The sequence below is a fragment of the Ruegeria sp. CI8 genome, from assembly GCF_056536865.1.
In genome coordinates this window covers 779987-794132 of the sequence record NZ_JBQFQL010000001.1, presented here as the reverse complement: position 1 = coordinate 794132, position 14146 = coordinate 779987, and the positions used below count along the sequence as shown (strand labels likewise).

The window sequence follows — 14146 nt, the reverse complement described above, 5'->3', positions numbered from 1 at the left end:
TTCCGGCGGAGAGAAGATGGGATGGCGACGATCGAGTTCGTCTTCTGGTTCCCCATCTTCATCATGACGACCTATTCGGCCGTCGAAGTCGGAATCGGGGCCTTCAACCACGCCAATCTCGAGCGTGGTCTGGACGAAACGATCCGTGACGTTCGCCTGAACAACCTCGACAAGTATACCACCAACGTTCAGGATGGCTGGACCCACACTCTGTTGAAGGACATCGTCTGCGACAAGGCAGGCTACATTCCTGAGTGCAAGGAAAACCTGATCCTGGAAATGACCCGCGTTGACCCGTTTATGGGCAACACGCTGGATCCGAACCCCTACTGCATCGATACCCCCGCAACGATCCGCAACAGCCAGATCTTCGAGCCGGGTACGTCGGATGAACTGATGATCGTCCGCGCCTGCGTCGAGGTAAAGCCGCTGTGGTGGGGTACCATTCTGGGCGCCATCGCGCGGAAAAAGCCCAACGGTATGTACGAACTGCACGCAACAACGGTGTTTGTCTATGAACCGACCTGATCGCTCAATCTTCTCGCTGGCTGTCCGGTATCTGAAACGGTTTTCCCGCAAGGAATCCGGCGTGATCAGTGTCGAGGCCGTGATGATCTATCCCCTGCTCTTCTGGGGCATGTGTGCGTCCTACACGTTCTTCGACGGGTACAAGCAGAGCTCGCGGAATCTCAAGGCGTCTTATGCGATCGCCGACGTCATTTCCCGCGAACGCAATGACATCAACGCGACCTATATGGATACGCTGTACGACCTGCTGCAGCAGATGATGTCGGACCGCTCCGACGTGTCGATGCGCATCTCGTTTCTTCGCTTCGACCTGCCGGATGACCGGCACTATGTGCAGTGGTCCTGTATTCGCGGCGAAAGCTTTGAGGCCTGGACCGATGGCACCATCAGCGAAATCCGAGACAAGCTGCCCATCATGCCGGACAACGGCAAGATGATCCTGGTCGAAGTGAAGGACTTCTATCGCCGTCCCTTCCGCATCGGATACGGCGAAAACGAATTTGCCATGGACAATTTCGTATTCACCCACCCGCGCGTCTACGACAAGATCGACGCACCGGGCGGGTGCTGAGAGCTATTCGGCCTCGGCCAGCATCGCGGAAAGCATTTCTGACAGGAACTTGGTCTCGGCGGCGGACGTCATGCCGCCGACGCCAATACGTCGCCCGACGCGCCACCAAAGGCCCGGGGCCCAAGCCCTGCCCCGTTTGCTACGGGTCGTCAGCAGAAAGCCGTTCGACGGCTTGAAAGCAAATACACCCCGATCCACCCCTTCGATTTCACCAACCTCGGCAATCAGCTTGCCGCTGCCTGTCCTCAGTTCCGTGCGCGTCAGCTCGATCCGGTCCGCTGTCGCATGCCAGACGCGATGCGCAAGCCAAAGCGCGCCACCTCCGACCACGAACAGGAACAGCTGCCATTCCGGCGCTGGCGGTGCGGCCAGGGCGACATAAGTCACGAACACACCTACGGTAACGAGCATTCCCACCCCCATCCACCGCCGTGCCGATGAAGCCTGAATCGTTGCCAGTACGTCTTCTTGCATTTCCAACTCCGCCTTTGCCTGCTCCCCTTACCCGCTTTCAGCGACAAGCAACAGGCCAAGACTCACCCGGCGCATTTTTGCACAGAAGCAGTGCTTTCTCGCGAATTGACCGTACTTCAGCGAAAATTAGATAACGGGTCCAGAGACAGGAGATCCACATGTCGCTCAGACCAACACTCGAAACCCGCAAGGCCGTTCCGACGATGGAAGGCGCTGGTGTAAAGCTGCACCGCGCTTTTGGATTTCAGGATCCGTCCGAACTGGATCCATTCCTGTTGTTTGATGACTTCCGCAACGAGCACCCGCAGGACTACCAGGCCGGCTTTCCCTGGCACCCTCACCGCGGCATTGAAACCATCACATACGTATTGTCAGGAACCGTCGATCACAGCGACTCGCTGGGCAACAGCGGCCAACTGGGTGCCGGAGACGTCCAGTGGATGACGGCGGGGTCCGGAATTCTGCATCAGGAAATGCCCAAGGGGAATGCATCCGGGCAGATGCATGGGTTTCAGCTGTGGGGCAACTTGCCCTCGGCTCAAAAGATGACGGCGCCTCGGTACCAGGACGTTCAGGGCAAGGACATTCCTGAAGTGATCGATGATGATGGCACCACGGTGCGGGTCATCGTCGGCAAGTTCTGGGGTAAGACCGGGCCGGTGGACGGTATCGCCGCGGACCCGCAATATTTGGACGTATCGATTCCTGCAGGGGTGAAAAAGACATTCAAGATAGACACTTATCGCCGTGCTTTCGCCTATGTTTTCGATGGGCAGGCCGCTTTCGCCGACGCCTCGCAGCCGACCGGCGTTCTGCTTGAGAAGGAAGTCGCCGGGCAAGAGCTGAACATTCGCGACATGTCGGGCAACCGGACGCTGGTGCGGTTTGGCACCGGAGACGAAATAACCGTTCAGGCCGGGCCTGAAGGCGTGCGATTCCTGTTGATCTCGGGTGCGCCGATCAATGAACCGGTAGCATGGCATGGCCCGATCGTGATGAACACGCGTGCCGAACTCGAGCAGGCGTTTCGGGAGTTGCGCAACGGTACTTTCATCAAGCCGGCGCACTGACTCCAGACAACCGGTAACGTGGCGCGGCCAATCAGGCCGCGACCGCCTTGCGTACCATATCCCAATAAATCTGCTCGACCTCGTCCAGCGAAAGCCGTCCACCGGCCCTGTACCACGTCATGACACCATTCAGCATGGCAATCACCGCTAGCGTCGCGATCTTCGCATCCTGAACAGAGAATAGACCGTCCTTCTGGCCGGCCAGCAGGATGCTCTGTAACGCATCCTCATATCGTCGGCGCAGCTTTTCGATTTCGGCGAAGTTTTCAGGCGTCAGATTTCGCAGCTCCATGTAGGCGATGAACACTTCGTCGGGTCGCTGCATGTGAAACCGGATGTGGAAACCCACGAATTGCCGCAAGGCACCCAATGCATCCGCCTGTGGTTCCAACGCTTCATAGGCCGCCAGCAGCTCTTGCATGTGGTCCTGCATCAGGCGGAACAGAAGGCTTTGCTTGTCCGGAGTGTAATTGTAAAGCGCACCGGCCTGCACTCCGACCTCCCCCGCGATTTGGCGCATGGAAACAGCGGCATAGCCATGCCGTGCAAACAATCCCAAGGCGGCCTCGCGAATGCGGGGCCCGGTGATATCGGAATGAGAGCCTTGAGTACGTGCCATGGATCCATCGTATATGAACGTACGTTCATATAGAACCCCGCTTGAACCGTTCATGCAAAAAGTGCATCACGTTCAGGTTCCTCACTGTTCGGGTCGCGAAATGAAAGCTGTTTCCGTCATCCTGCCGCTGCTTCTCTTGGCCGCGTGCGCAGATATTCCCGAGTTGGAGGGAAGCGAAGCGGCCTCGGTAAAGGCCGCGCCCTACCCCAAGCTGATCCCGTTGACCCAGGTCAACGTGCCGCCCGTCGACCCGGTGAACGAGGCAGCCGCCGTGGAAGAAGAATTGGAACAACGGGCCGAGCGGCTGTCGCAAAAGGCACAGGCACTCCAGAACGCCGAGACCCAGTAAGCCCCGTACGCTCGCCCACTGCGCAACAACTCTGTCCCTGACGGATTGCACCGCCGCGTTGAACCAGCTATGGCAGCCGACAAAGGACCTTGCGTCCAACAGGCAGACTTCGAGCGGAAAGGAACCCACGGAATGACACAGGCGCTACGGCTTGGAATTGCTGGCTTGGGAACCGTGGGGGTGGGCGTCGTCAAGATCGTGCGCCGTCATGCCGAATTGCTCCAAGCACGCACTGGTCGACCGATCGAGATCGTTGCGGTTTCGGCGCGCGACGCCGCCAAAGATCGCGGGGTGAACCTGTCCGGCTTCGCGTGGGAAACCGACCCGGTGGCCTTGGCCAAACGAGACGACATCGATGTGTTCGTCGAGTTGATGGGCGGTGAAAACGGCCCGGCAAAGGCCTCGGTCGAGGCAGCATTGGCCAGCGGCAAGGATGTGGTCACCGCAAACAAGGCGCTGCTGGCCATTCACGGCCAGGCATTGGCGGAACAGGCCGAGGCCGCAGGCCGCGTGATCCGGTTCGAGGCTGCCGTGGCTGGGGGAATTCCGGTCATAAAATCCCTGACCGAAGGGCTGGCCGGGAATGACATCAAGCGCGTCATGGGCGTGATGAATGGCACCTGCAACTATATCCTGACCCGAATGCAGTCACAGGGATTGGGCTACAACGCCCTGTTCGAGGAGTGCGCTCAGTTGGGTTATCTCGAAGCGGATCCCAACCTTGACGTCGGCGGCATCGACGCGGCGCACAAGTTGGCGCTGTTGGCCTCGATCGCGTTTGGAACAAAGCCGAATTTCGACGGGATCGAGATCGAGGGCATTCAGCATATCAGCCTGGACGACATCCATCAGGCCGACGATATGGGCTACCGCATCAAACTGCTTGGCGTTGCGCAGCGCACGCCGCGCGGGCTTGAACAACGGATGCAACCCTGCCTGGTACCCAGTGACTCGCCTTTGGGGCAGCTGGAAGGCGGCACCAACATGGTGGTCATTGAGGGCGACGCCGTCGAACAGATCGTTTTGCGGGGACCCGGTGCAGGCGAAGGCCCGACGGCCAGTGCGGTGATGGGGGATGTTTGCGACCTGGCGCGGGGCCTGCGGATTTCCACCTTTGGTCAACCCGCCACGTCGCTGGTCGACTCCAAGCCCGCAATCACCGGCCTGCCCGCCCCATATTATCTGCGCCTTGCATTGCTGGACAAACCAGGTGCGCTGGCCAAGGTGGCCGCCATTCTGGGCAATGCCGGCGTGTCGATCGACCGGATGCGCCAATACGCACATGCCGAAGATACGGCGCCGGTACTGATCGTTACGCACAAGACCACACGCGCCACGCTGGACGTTGCGTTGGAGGACTTGCGCACCACGGATGTGGTTGCGGGCGAACCGGTAGCTCTGCGTATCGAGCAGGTTTGAACCCTTGCGGCCTGCGCTACGAGCAGGCTATGCCAGTCAGGACGTCTTCGCTTTACCAAAGGATTACATCGCATGAGCGCTGCCAAAATCGATTTTAACGACCGCCTTCTGTCCCTAGGACTTGCGCGCGTGGCTGAGCAGGCCGCTCTGGCCTCGGCCTCGCTGGTCGGACGCGGAGACGAGAAAGCCGCCGACCAGGCCGCGGTCAACGCGATGCGTGAACAGCTGAACCTGCTGGATATCGCTGGCGTGGTAGTCATCGGTGAAGGCGAACGCGACGAAGCGCCCATGCTGTATATCGGCGAAGAGGTCGGCACCGGCAACGGCCCCGGCGTGGACATCGCTCTGGACCCGCTCGAAGGTACGACGCTGACCGCAAAGGATATGCCCAACGCCTTGACCGTCATCGCGATGGGTCCGCGCGGTTCGATGCTGCACGCGCCGGACGTCTACATGGACAAGCTGGCGATCGGGCCGGGCTTCCCCGATAACGTGGTGACACTGGACATGTCCCCGCGGGAAAGGGTTGAGGCGCTGGCCAAAGCCAAAGGATGCACCCCCGAGGACATTACCGTTTGCATACTGGAACGTCCGCGCCATGAGGCGATGATAGCCGAGGTGCGCGAAACCGGCGCTGCGATCCGCCTGATCACCGACGGGGACGTTGCTGGCGTCATGCACTGTGCCGAGTCCGAGACGACCGGCATCGACATGTACATGGGCCAGGGTGGCGCGCCCGAAGGCGTTCTGGCGGCCGCCGCGCTGAAATGCATGGGTGGCCAGATCTTTGGACGCCTGATGTTCCGCAATGAGGACGAACGCGGTCGGGCGGCCAAAGCCGGTATTGCCGATCTGGATCGTGTCTATGCCCGCGACGAGATGGTCACCGCAGATGTGATCTTTGCGGCGACCGGTGTCACCGGCGGGTCGCTGCTGCCGCGGATCAAGCGGGAACCGGGTTGGGTCGAGACGACGACCCTGCTGATGCGCTCGAAAACCGGATCGGTGCGGCGCATGTCCTACCGCACCCCCATTTGGCCGCATGTCGAAGGCTGAGCGGCCCGCAGACACAACCATTCAAGGGCCGGGTCCGACAGGATTCGGCCCTTTTCAGGAGAAGTGGATTGAGCTTTCTGGGTGTTGAACAGTCTTTGACGGGCCGCCGGTGGATTGGTCCATCGCCTGAATTGGACCGGGCCGCCGAGATGCTGGCCCAGCAGACCGACCTGCCCCGCCCCCTGTGCCAGGTGCTGGCACGGCGAGGTGTCCCGCCGATGGAGGCCGAGAGCTTTCTGTCTCCAAAACTGCGCGACCTTCTTCCCGATCCTCGCAGCCTGCGCGACATGGAGATCGCCGCAACGCGGTTCCTGAAAGCGGTGCGGGACAACCAGCGCATCGCCGTTTTCGCCGATTATGACGTCGACGGTGGAAGCTCGGCAGCCCTGTTGCTGGTTTGGCTCAGGCAGATGGGGCGTCAGGCGACCTTGTATGTGCCTGATCGTATCGACGAGGGCTATGGCCCCAACGCCCCCGCCATGAGCCAGCTTGCTGAAACGCATGATCTGATCATCTGCGTGGACTGCGGCACGCTCAGCCACGAAGCAATTGCCGCAGCCAAGGGGGCCGATGTGATCGTTCTCGATCACCACCTGGGCGCCGAAACGCTGCCGGATTGCGTGGCCGTGGTGAATCCCAACCGCCAGGATGAAAGCGGCGACCTGGCCCATCTGTGTGCTGCAACCGTTGTCTTTCTGATGTTGGTCGAGGCCGGGCGCCAACTGCGCGAGGCCAACGCCCAAGGTCCGGACCTGATGGCGATGCTGGATTTGGTCGCGCTGGCGACCGTGGCGGACGTCGCACCCCTGATCGGGGTCAACAGGGCGCTAGTTCAGCAGGGCTTGAAAGTGATGGGGCAGCGGCAACGCCCCGGCTTGGTTGCGCTGTCCGAAGTGGCACGCATGGATTCGGCGCCCAACAGTTACCACCTGGGTTTTCTGCTTGGGCCGCGCATCAATGCCGGCGGTCGGGTGGGGCAAGCAGACCTCGGCGCGCGGCTGCTCAGCACCGACTCGGTGACCGAGGCCGAGGCCTTGTCCCGGCGCCTTGATGACCTGAACACCGAACGGCGCGACATCGAGAACGCGGTCCGAGCCGCGGCGCTGGCGCAGGCCGAAGAACGTGGACTGGATGCGCCGCTGGTGTGGGCCGCAGGTGACGGCTGGCATCCCGGCGTCGTAGGGATCGTGGCGGCTCGCCTTAAAGAAGCGTCGAACCGTCCCGCCGTCGTGATTGGTTTCGACGGTGACGAAGGCAAAGGCTCGGGCCGTTCGGTCTCGGGTGTCGATCTTGGCGCATCAATCCACCGGCTGGCCGCCGAGGGTTTGTTGGTCAAGGGCGGCGGTCACAAGATGGCCGCAGGTCTGACCGTGATGCGCGACCAGTTGGAACCGGCGATGGAGCGGCTCTCGGAGTTGCTGGCAAAACAGGGGGCGGGCCAAGCCGGTCCGGCCGACCTCAAGCTGGATGGCGCGCTGATGCCAGGGGCGGCCTCGGTTGATCTGATCGAAAAGATCGAGCAGGCCGGCCCATTTGGCGCCGGGGCCCCTGCCCCTCGATTTGCAATGCCCGACCTGCAGGTTCGCTTTGCCAAGCGGGTCGGAGAAACCCATTTGAAGCTGTCGCTCTCCGACGGAATGGGCGGTGGGCTGGACGCGATTGCATTTGGTGCCTTTGACGGACCGTTGGGCGAAAGGCTGTCAAATCACGGTGGCGCGCGGTTCCATTTTGCCGGTCGGCTCGAGGTCAATACATGGGGTGGCAGGCAAAGCGTGCAGTTGCGCCTAGAAGACGCGGCCGAAGCAAATTGACCGCTGACGCCACTGCCTTTTTTGACCCGCAAAAAAGTTTCCTGGCGGTGCGTTTTTCGTCTTGCGGGTGGGGGGCGTAATCCGTAAAAGGCCCTCCACAAGCCAGCGTGGCCCGTTCGTCTATCGGTTAGGACGCCAGGTTTTCAACCTGGAAAGAGGGGTTCGATTCCCCTACGGGCTGCCACTTGTGCTTGGGCAATGCTGACGTGGCCCGTTCGTCTATCGGTTAGGACGCCAGGTTTTCAACCTGGAAAGAGGGGTTCGATTCCCCTACGGGCTGCCATTTTCACCCCCGAGAAACGCAAATCGCGCGCTACCACTGCGGCGCCTTTATGCATCGAAATTTGCAGCTCGACCAAGCGGTGACGCTGAAAAACCCATAGTGAAGGGTCATCGGCATGCTCTTTTCACCTAGCCGATGACGCCACGTCGAGTGGGTTAAAAACCATATATTTTCAAGGCTATAGTCGTTGAATTCGCTGGGTCGAACAGGCCAATTTCGCCATTTACTAATTTTTTAGTTTGACAGACTCGCGAAAAATCGCTGATGCTGTTCGTCATCCGGTTCGCGCCGGAGAACCATAAATTTTGGGAGGAGAAAGATGCGGAAACATCTTTTGTCCGCAGTGGCGGCGGCTGCCGTCATTGCGGGGCACGGTCCTGTTTGGGCCGACGAAGCCGCAGCACAGCGCTGGGTCGACGACGAATTCCAACCATCCACCTTGTCGAAAGACGAGCAGATGGCGGAAATGCAGTGGTTCATCAAGGCTGCCGAACCGTATGCCGGGATGGAGATCAACGTTCTGTCCGAAGGTATCCCGACCCACTCGTATGAATCCGAAGTTCTGACGAAGGCGTTCGAGGAAATCACCGGCATCAAGGTCAACCACCAGATCCTGGGTGAAGGTGAGGTCGTTCAGGCCGTTCAGACGCAGATGCAGACCGGACGGAACCTGTATGACGGCTATGTCAACGACAGTGACTTGATCGGCACGCACTCGCGCCTGCAACTGGCCTATCCCCTGTCGGACATGATGGCGGGTGATTGGGCGGCGACAACCTCGCCGACGCTGGACCTGGATGACTTCATGGGTATCCAGTTTACCACCGGTCCCGACGGCAAGCTGTACCAGCTACCCGACCAGCAATTCGCCAACCTGTACTGGTTCCGCAAGGACTGGTTCGATGACGAAGCCAACAAGGCCGCATTCAAGGAAAAATACGGCTATGATCTGGGCGTTCCGGTCAACTGGTCTGCCTACGAGGATATCGCCGAGTTCTTCACAAATGACGTGAAGGAAGTGGACGGTGTCGCGATCTATGGCCACATGGACTACGGCAAGCGCGCGCCTGACCTTGGCTGGCGGATGACCGACGCCTGGCTGTCGATGGCCGGTGCCGGCGACAAGGGCGAGCCGAACGGTGTACCCGTCGACGAATGGGGCATCCGCATGGAAGCGGGCACCTGTAACCCGGTCGGCGCCTCGGTGTCGCGGGGCGGTGCCGCAAACGGCCCGGCGGCCGTTTACGCGATCCGCAAATGGGACGAGTGGTTGCGGGCCTATGCGCCTCCGGGTGCGGCGTCCTACGACTTTTACCAGTCGCTGCCCGCCCTGTCGCAAGGCAACGTGGCCCAACAGATCTTCTGGTACACGGCCTTTACCGCCGACATGGTCAAGCCCAAGTCCGAAGGCAACAATACCGTCGATGATGAGGGCAACCCGCTGTGGCGGATGGCGCCCAGCCCGCATGGCCCCTATTGGGAAGAAGGCCAGAAGGTTGGCTATCAGGACGTGGGATCGTGGACTTTCCTGAAGTCCACCCCGTCGGATCGGGCACAGGCCGCGTGGCTTTACGCTCAGTTCGTGACGTCCAAGACTGTCGATGTGAAGAAGTCCCATGTGGGTCTGACCTTCATCCGCGACAGCTCGGTCAACCACGAGTCGTTCACCGAACGCGCATCCAAGCTGGGTGGCCTGGTCGAGTTCTACCGCTCGCCCGACCGCGTGGCGTGGTCGCCGACCGGCATCAACGTTCCCGACTATCCGAAGCTGGCCCAAATCTGGTGGCAGCAGATCGGTGACGTTAACTCGGGCGCCTTCACCCCGCAAGAGGCGATGGACCGTCTGGCTGAAGAGATGGACATCACCATGGCCCGCATGCAGGCCGCGGATGAAAGCGCCGGCGTCTACGGCGGCTGTGGTCCGCGCCTGAACGAACCGCAGGATCCGGCCTTCTGGCTGGAGAAGCCGGGCGCGCCGAAAGCCAAGCTGGAGAACGAGAAGCCGCAAGGCCAGACCGTCAACTACGACGAACTGGTGGCACGCTGGCAGTCCCAGTAAGCCACTACTCCCCGGGGGGCGCCGGTACCGGCGCCCCTTACCAACCAAGACCAAACAGCGTTGCCACGCGCTGCGGGATCGGAACCCACGGACATGATCGAACTACAAAACGCAACCAAGCGGGTCGGCACCGTTACCCATATCAAACCCACGTCCCTGACGCTGCAGACCGGCCATTTCAACGTGCTGCTGGGCGCGACCGGGTCGGGCAAGACCTCTCTGATCAAGATGATGGCCGGCCTGGATCCGATTGCCTCGGGCAAGGTCCTGATGGATGGGCAGGACGTGACCCGGCTGAGCACACAAAAACGCAAGATCAGCCTCGTGCACCAGTTCTTCGTGAACTACCCGCATATGACTGTATTCGACAATATCGCCTCGCCGCTGCGCGTTGCCGGAATGGCGCAATCCGAGATCGAAGGCCGCGTGGAAGAGGCCGCCGACCTGCTGCAACTGCGCCCGATGCTGCACCGTCGTCCGCATGAACTGTCAGGCGGCCAACAGCAACGCACCGCACTGGCCCGCGCCATCGCCAAGGACAGCCGCGCCGTGTTCCTGGACGAGCCGCTGGCCAACCTGGACTACAAGCTGCGCGAGGAACTGCGCGAGCAACTGCCCGAGCTGTTCGCCGGGCGCGGCGCCGTGGTGGTCTATGCCACGTCCGAACCCGAAGAGGCGCTGCTGCTGGGCGGCTACACCGCCTTGATGGAAGACGGCCGCGTGACCCAGTTCGGCCCGACGGCGGACATCTATCGCAACCCCGAAAACCTCGCCGCCGCGCGGGTGTTTTCCGACCCGCCCATCAACGTGGCCCGCGTCACGGTCGCCGGTGCCCAAGCGCGCCTGGCTGGCGGAGGTGGATGGACTGTGTCCGGAATTGCCGATGGCGAATACATGGTCGCCGTGCGTCCGCACCGTGTTACTCCGCTCAAGGCTTCTGACGCCGACGTTGAACTGACCGGCCGCGTGATCGTGACCGAGCTCTCCGGGTCCGACTCCAGCGCGCATTTCCAACATGGCGAGGAAGCCTGGGTGTCTCTGGCCGCAGGGGTCCACCCCTATCAGGTGGGCGAGGACCACACATTCTACATGAACCCGGCCCATTGCCGGTATTTCGGCCAAGACGGCAAAAGGGTGGCCTGACATGGCACAGATCAAGCTTGCAAACCTCAAACACAGCTACATGCCATCGCCGCAAGGCCCACAGGACTATGCGCTGAAGGAAATCGACGTAACCTGGCGTGATGGCGGGGCCTATGCTCTGCTTGGGCCGTCGGGTTGCGGCAAGTCCACGCTGCTGAACATCATCTCGGGGCTGCTGACCCCATCCGAGGGGCAGATCCTGTTCGACGACCGCGACGTGACCGCCCTGCCCCCCGATCAGCGCAACATCGCGCAGGTGTTCCAGTTCCCGGTGATCTACGACACGATGACCGTGGGCGAAAACCTGGCCTTTCCGCTCAAGAACCGCGGCGTCGATCCCGCGACGATCAAGCGCCGCGTCGACGAGATCGCCGAGATGCTGGATGTCACCGACATGCTGAACACCCGCGCGAGCGGCCTCAGCCCGGACAACAAGCAGAAGATCTCGATGGGGCGCGGTCTGGTCCGCGACGACGTGAATGCGGTGATGTTCGACGAGCCATTGACCGTGATCGACCCGCATCTGAAATGGAAGCTGCGGTCCAAGCTGAAAGAGCTGCACCAGCGCGTCAAGGCGACGATGATCTATGTCACCCACGACCAGACCGAAGCGCTGACCTTCGCCGACGAGGTCGTGGTGATGCAGGAAGGCGAAGTGGTCCAGATCGGCACCCCGGTCGAGCTGTTCGAACGCCCGCAGCACACGTTCGTGGGCCATTTCATCGGCTCGCCCGGCATGAACGTTCTGCCCTGCGAAGCCCGCGGCGATCGTGCCCTGTTCGAAGGGCACGAGGTGGCGCTGGAAGGTCCGGTCAGCGGCAGTGGCGGCCGCACAGATCTGGGCATCCGGCCCGAATATGTGGGTTTCGGCCCCGAGGGCATTCCGGCCCATGTCACCAAGGTGGCCGATATCGGCCGGCATTTTGTGGTCAGTGCCATGGTCGGCAACACCGCGTTGAAGGCGGTGACCGAACACGCGCCCCCCGAGCCCGGATCGCAAGTCTTTCTGAAATTCAAACCTGAACAGACGCGCGTGTATCGCGACGGCTGGATCGCAACCGAGGAGCGCGCCCGATGAGAACGGAAAACCAGAAAGCGTGGTTCTTTGTCCTGCCGGTGCTGGCGCTGGTGGCGTTCAACGCGCTGGTGCCGATGATGACGGTGGTCAACTACTCGGTGCAGGAAACCTTTGGCAACAACCAGTTCTTCTGGGAAGGGCTGGGCTGGTTCGAACAGATCCTGCGGTCCGACCGGTTCCAGGCGGCGCTGGGGCGGCAGTTCCTGTTCACCGCGCTGATCCTGATGATCGAGGTGCCGCTGGGCATCATCGTGGCCTTGTCGATGCCGCGCAAGGGCTTTTGGGTGCCGGTCTGCCTGGTCCTGATGGCCCTGCCGATGCTGATCCCGTGGAACGTGGTCGGCTCGATGTGGAACATCTTCACCCTGCCCAAGATCGGCCTGCTGGGGTATTTCCTGAACGACGTGCTGGGCATCAACTATGACATGACCCAACAGCCGCTGTCGGCCTGGATCACCATCGTGGTGATGGATGTCTGGCACTGGACCTCGTTGGTGGTGCTGCTGTGCTATGCTGGTCTGGTTTCGATCCCTGACGCCTATTACCAGGCGGCCAAGATCGACGGGGCAAGCCCCTGGTCCGTGTTCCGCTATATCCAACTCCCCAAGATGAAGACGGTTCTGACCATCGCGGTTCTGCTGCGGTTCATGGACAGTTTCAACATCTACACCGAACCCTTCGTTCTGACCGGGGGCGGCCCCGGCAACTCGACCACCCTGCTGTCGATCGACCTGGTGAAGATCGCGCTGGGGCAGTTCGACCTTGGCCCCGCGGCCGCGATGAGCCTGATCTATTTCGCCATCACGCTTCTGGTTTCCTGGGTCTTCTACACCCTCATGACAAAGGATGACGCGCAATGAAGAAGCGGTCCCTCATCCCGATCCTGTATATCGCGTTCCTGATGCTGCCGATCTATTGGCTGGTGGCGATGTCCTTCAAGACCACGAACGAGATCCTTTCAGGCTTTTCCCTTTTTCCCCAGACCTTTACGCTGGAGAATTACATCACCATCTTCACCGATCCAACGTGGTATTGGGGCTATATCAACTCGATCACCTACGTGACGATCAATACGGTGCTTTCGGTCTGCGTGGCCTTGCCTGCGGCCTACGCGTTCTCGCGCTATCGGTTCCTGGGCGACAAGCAGCTGTTCTTCTGGCTACTGACCAACCGCATGGCCCCGGCGGCCGTGTTCGCCCTGCCCTTTTTCCAGCTGTATTCGTCGATTGGCCTGTTCGACACCTACCTGGCGGTGGCACTGGCGCACACGCTGTTCAACGTGCCGCTGGCCGTGTGGATCCTGGAAGGTTTCATGCGCGGCATTCCGAAAGAGCTGGATGAAACCGCCTATGTCGACGGCTATTCCTTCCCCCGGTTCTTCGTCACGATCTTCCTGCCCAACATCAAAGCGGGCGTGGGCGTGGCGGCGTTTTTCTGCTTCATGTTCTCGTGGGTGGAAATGCTGCTGGCCAAGACCCTGACGGCGGTCGAGGCCAAACCCATCGCCGCCGTGATGACCCGCACCGCGTCCAGCGCCGGCTACGAGCTGGGCCTGCTGGCCGCCGCCGGCACGCTGACCATCATCCCCGGCGCCATCGTCATCTGGTTTGTCCGCAACTACATCGCGCGCGGCTTCGCGATGGGACGTGTATGAGGTTCGACATGCGCAAAATTCTTCTCTCCCTC

Annotated in this window: 14 protein-coding genes and 2 tRNA genes; 14 read left to right on the top strand and 2 right to left on the bottom strand. The window is 61.1% G+C overall.

Annotated elements, in window-relative coordinates; all coding sequences use genetic code 11:
• Positions 1-21 precede the first annotated feature (21 nt).
• A complete protein-coding gene (locus tag ACR0DA_RS03870; RefSeq protein ID WP_254430266.1) occupies positions 22-528 on the top strand; it encodes a TadE/TadG family type IV pilus assembly protein in 507 nt (168 codons plus the stop codon).
• The gene (locus ACR0DA_RS03865) at positions 515-1099 is read left to right on the top strand and encodes a TadE/TadG family type IV pilus assembly protein (RefSeq protein ID WP_093961744.1); all 585 of its coding nucleotides are present in this window, start codon (positions 515-517) and stop codon (positions 1097-1099) included. The genes ACR0DA_RS03870 and ACR0DA_RS03865 overlap by 14 nt, the downstream gene beginning before the upstream one ends.
• 3 nt (positions 1100-1102) lie before the next feature.
• Here ACR0DA_RS03865 and ACR0DA_RS03860 read toward each other — a convergent pair whose 3' ends face one another.
• Positions 1103-1573 carry a hypothetical protein gene (locus ACR0DA_RS03860; RefSeq protein ID WP_170371479.1) on the bottom strand — a complete coding sequence of 157 codons (471 nt, stop codon included), beginning with the start codon at positions 1571-1573 and terminating at the stop codon, positions 1103-1105.
• Between the two features lie 158 nt (positions 1574-1731).
• On the opposite strand from ACR0DA_RS03860, the gene ACR0DA_RS03855 reads away from it, so the two are divergent.
• Complete coding sequence (locus ACR0DA_RS03855) at positions 1732-2643, top strand: pirin family protein (protein ID WP_170368282.1); 912 nt, start codon at positions 1732-1734, stop codon at positions 2641-2643.
• A 31-nt stretch (positions 2644-2674) separates the two neighbouring features.
• On the opposite strand, the gene ACR0DA_RS03850 is transcribed toward ACR0DA_RS03855, so the two are convergent.
• Positions 2675-3262, bottom strand: coding sequence for a TetR/AcrR family transcriptional regulator (locus ACR0DA_RS03850; protein ID WP_170339745.1), 588 nt, complete (start codon positions 3260-3262; stop codon positions 2675-2677).
• Between the two features lie 100 nt (positions 3263-3362).
• Between ACR0DA_RS03850 and ACR0DA_RS03845 the strand changes: the two genes are divergently transcribed.
• The 11 genes from ACR0DA_RS03845 to ACR0DA_RS03795 all read left to right on the top strand — a co-directional run bounded on the left by ACR0DA_RS03845 (position 3363) and on the right by ACR0DA_RS03795 (position 14114).
• Complete coding sequence (locus ACR0DA_RS03845) at positions 3363-3611, top strand: hypothetical protein (protein ID WP_170339166.1); 249 nt, start codon at positions 3363-3365, stop codon at positions 3609-3611.
• A 132-nt stretch (positions 3612-3743) separates the two neighbouring features.
• On the top strand, positions 3744-5030 hold the full coding sequence (locus ACR0DA_RS03840; protein ID WP_170371483.1) for a homoserine dehydrogenase: 1287 nt from the start codon (positions 3744-3746) through the stop codon (positions 5028-5030).
• A 72-nt stretch (positions 5031-5102) separates the two neighbouring features.
• Positions 5103-6086 (top strand): class II fructose-bisphosphatase, encoded by a 984-nt coding sequence (gene glpX / locus ACR0DA_RS03835; protein ID WP_480753013.1) that lies wholly within the window; start codon positions 5103-5105, stop codon positions 6084-6086.
• 68 nt (positions 6087-6154) lie between these two features.
• Complete coding sequence (recJ, locus tag ACR0DA_RS03830; RefSeq protein WP_480753012.1) at positions 6155-7897, top strand: single-stranded-DNA-specific exonuclease RecJ; 1743 nt, start codon at positions 6155-6157, stop codon at positions 7895-7897.
• A gap of 109 nt (positions 7898-8006) precedes the next feature.
• Positions 8007-8081 (top strand) — tRNA-Glu (locus ACR0DA_RS03825).
• Positions 8082-8105: 24 nt separating this feature from the next.
• A tRNA-Glu gene (locus tag ACR0DA_RS03820) sits at positions 8106-8180 on the top strand.
• A 319-nt stretch (positions 8181-8499) separates the two neighbouring features.
• Positions 8500-10239 (top strand): ABC transporter substrate-binding protein, encoded by a 1740-nt coding sequence (locus ACR0DA_RS03815; protein WP_170357493.1) that lies wholly within the window; start codon positions 8500-8502, stop codon positions 10237-10239.
• 93 nt (positions 10240-10332) lie between these two features.
• Entirely contained in the window at positions 10333-11382 is a 1050-nt protein-coding gene (locus tag ACR0DA_RS03810; protein WP_170528218.1) for an ABC transporter ATP-binding protein, read from the top strand.
• Position 11383: 1 nt separating this feature from the next.
• The gene (locus ACR0DA_RS03805) at positions 11384-12460 is read left to right on the top strand and encodes an ABC transporter ATP-binding protein (RefSeq protein ID WP_170368276.1); all 1077 of its coding nucleotides are present in this window, start codon (positions 11384-11386) and stop codon (positions 12458-12460) included.
• Entirely contained in the window at positions 12457-13320 is an 864-nt protein-coding gene (locus ACR0DA_RS03800; protein ID WP_005983941.1) for a carbohydrate ABC transporter permease, read from the top strand. Before ACR0DA_RS03805 ends, ACR0DA_RS03800 begins: the two co-directional genes overlap by 4 nt.
• Complete coding sequence (locus ACR0DA_RS03795; RefSeq protein WP_170389712.1) at positions 13317-14114, top strand: carbohydrate ABC transporter permease; 798 nt, start codon at positions 13317-13319, stop codon at positions 14112-14114. The genes ACR0DA_RS03800 and ACR0DA_RS03795 overlap by 4 nt, the downstream gene beginning before the upstream one ends.
• The last annotated feature ends 32 nt before the right edge of the window (positions 14115-14146 follow it).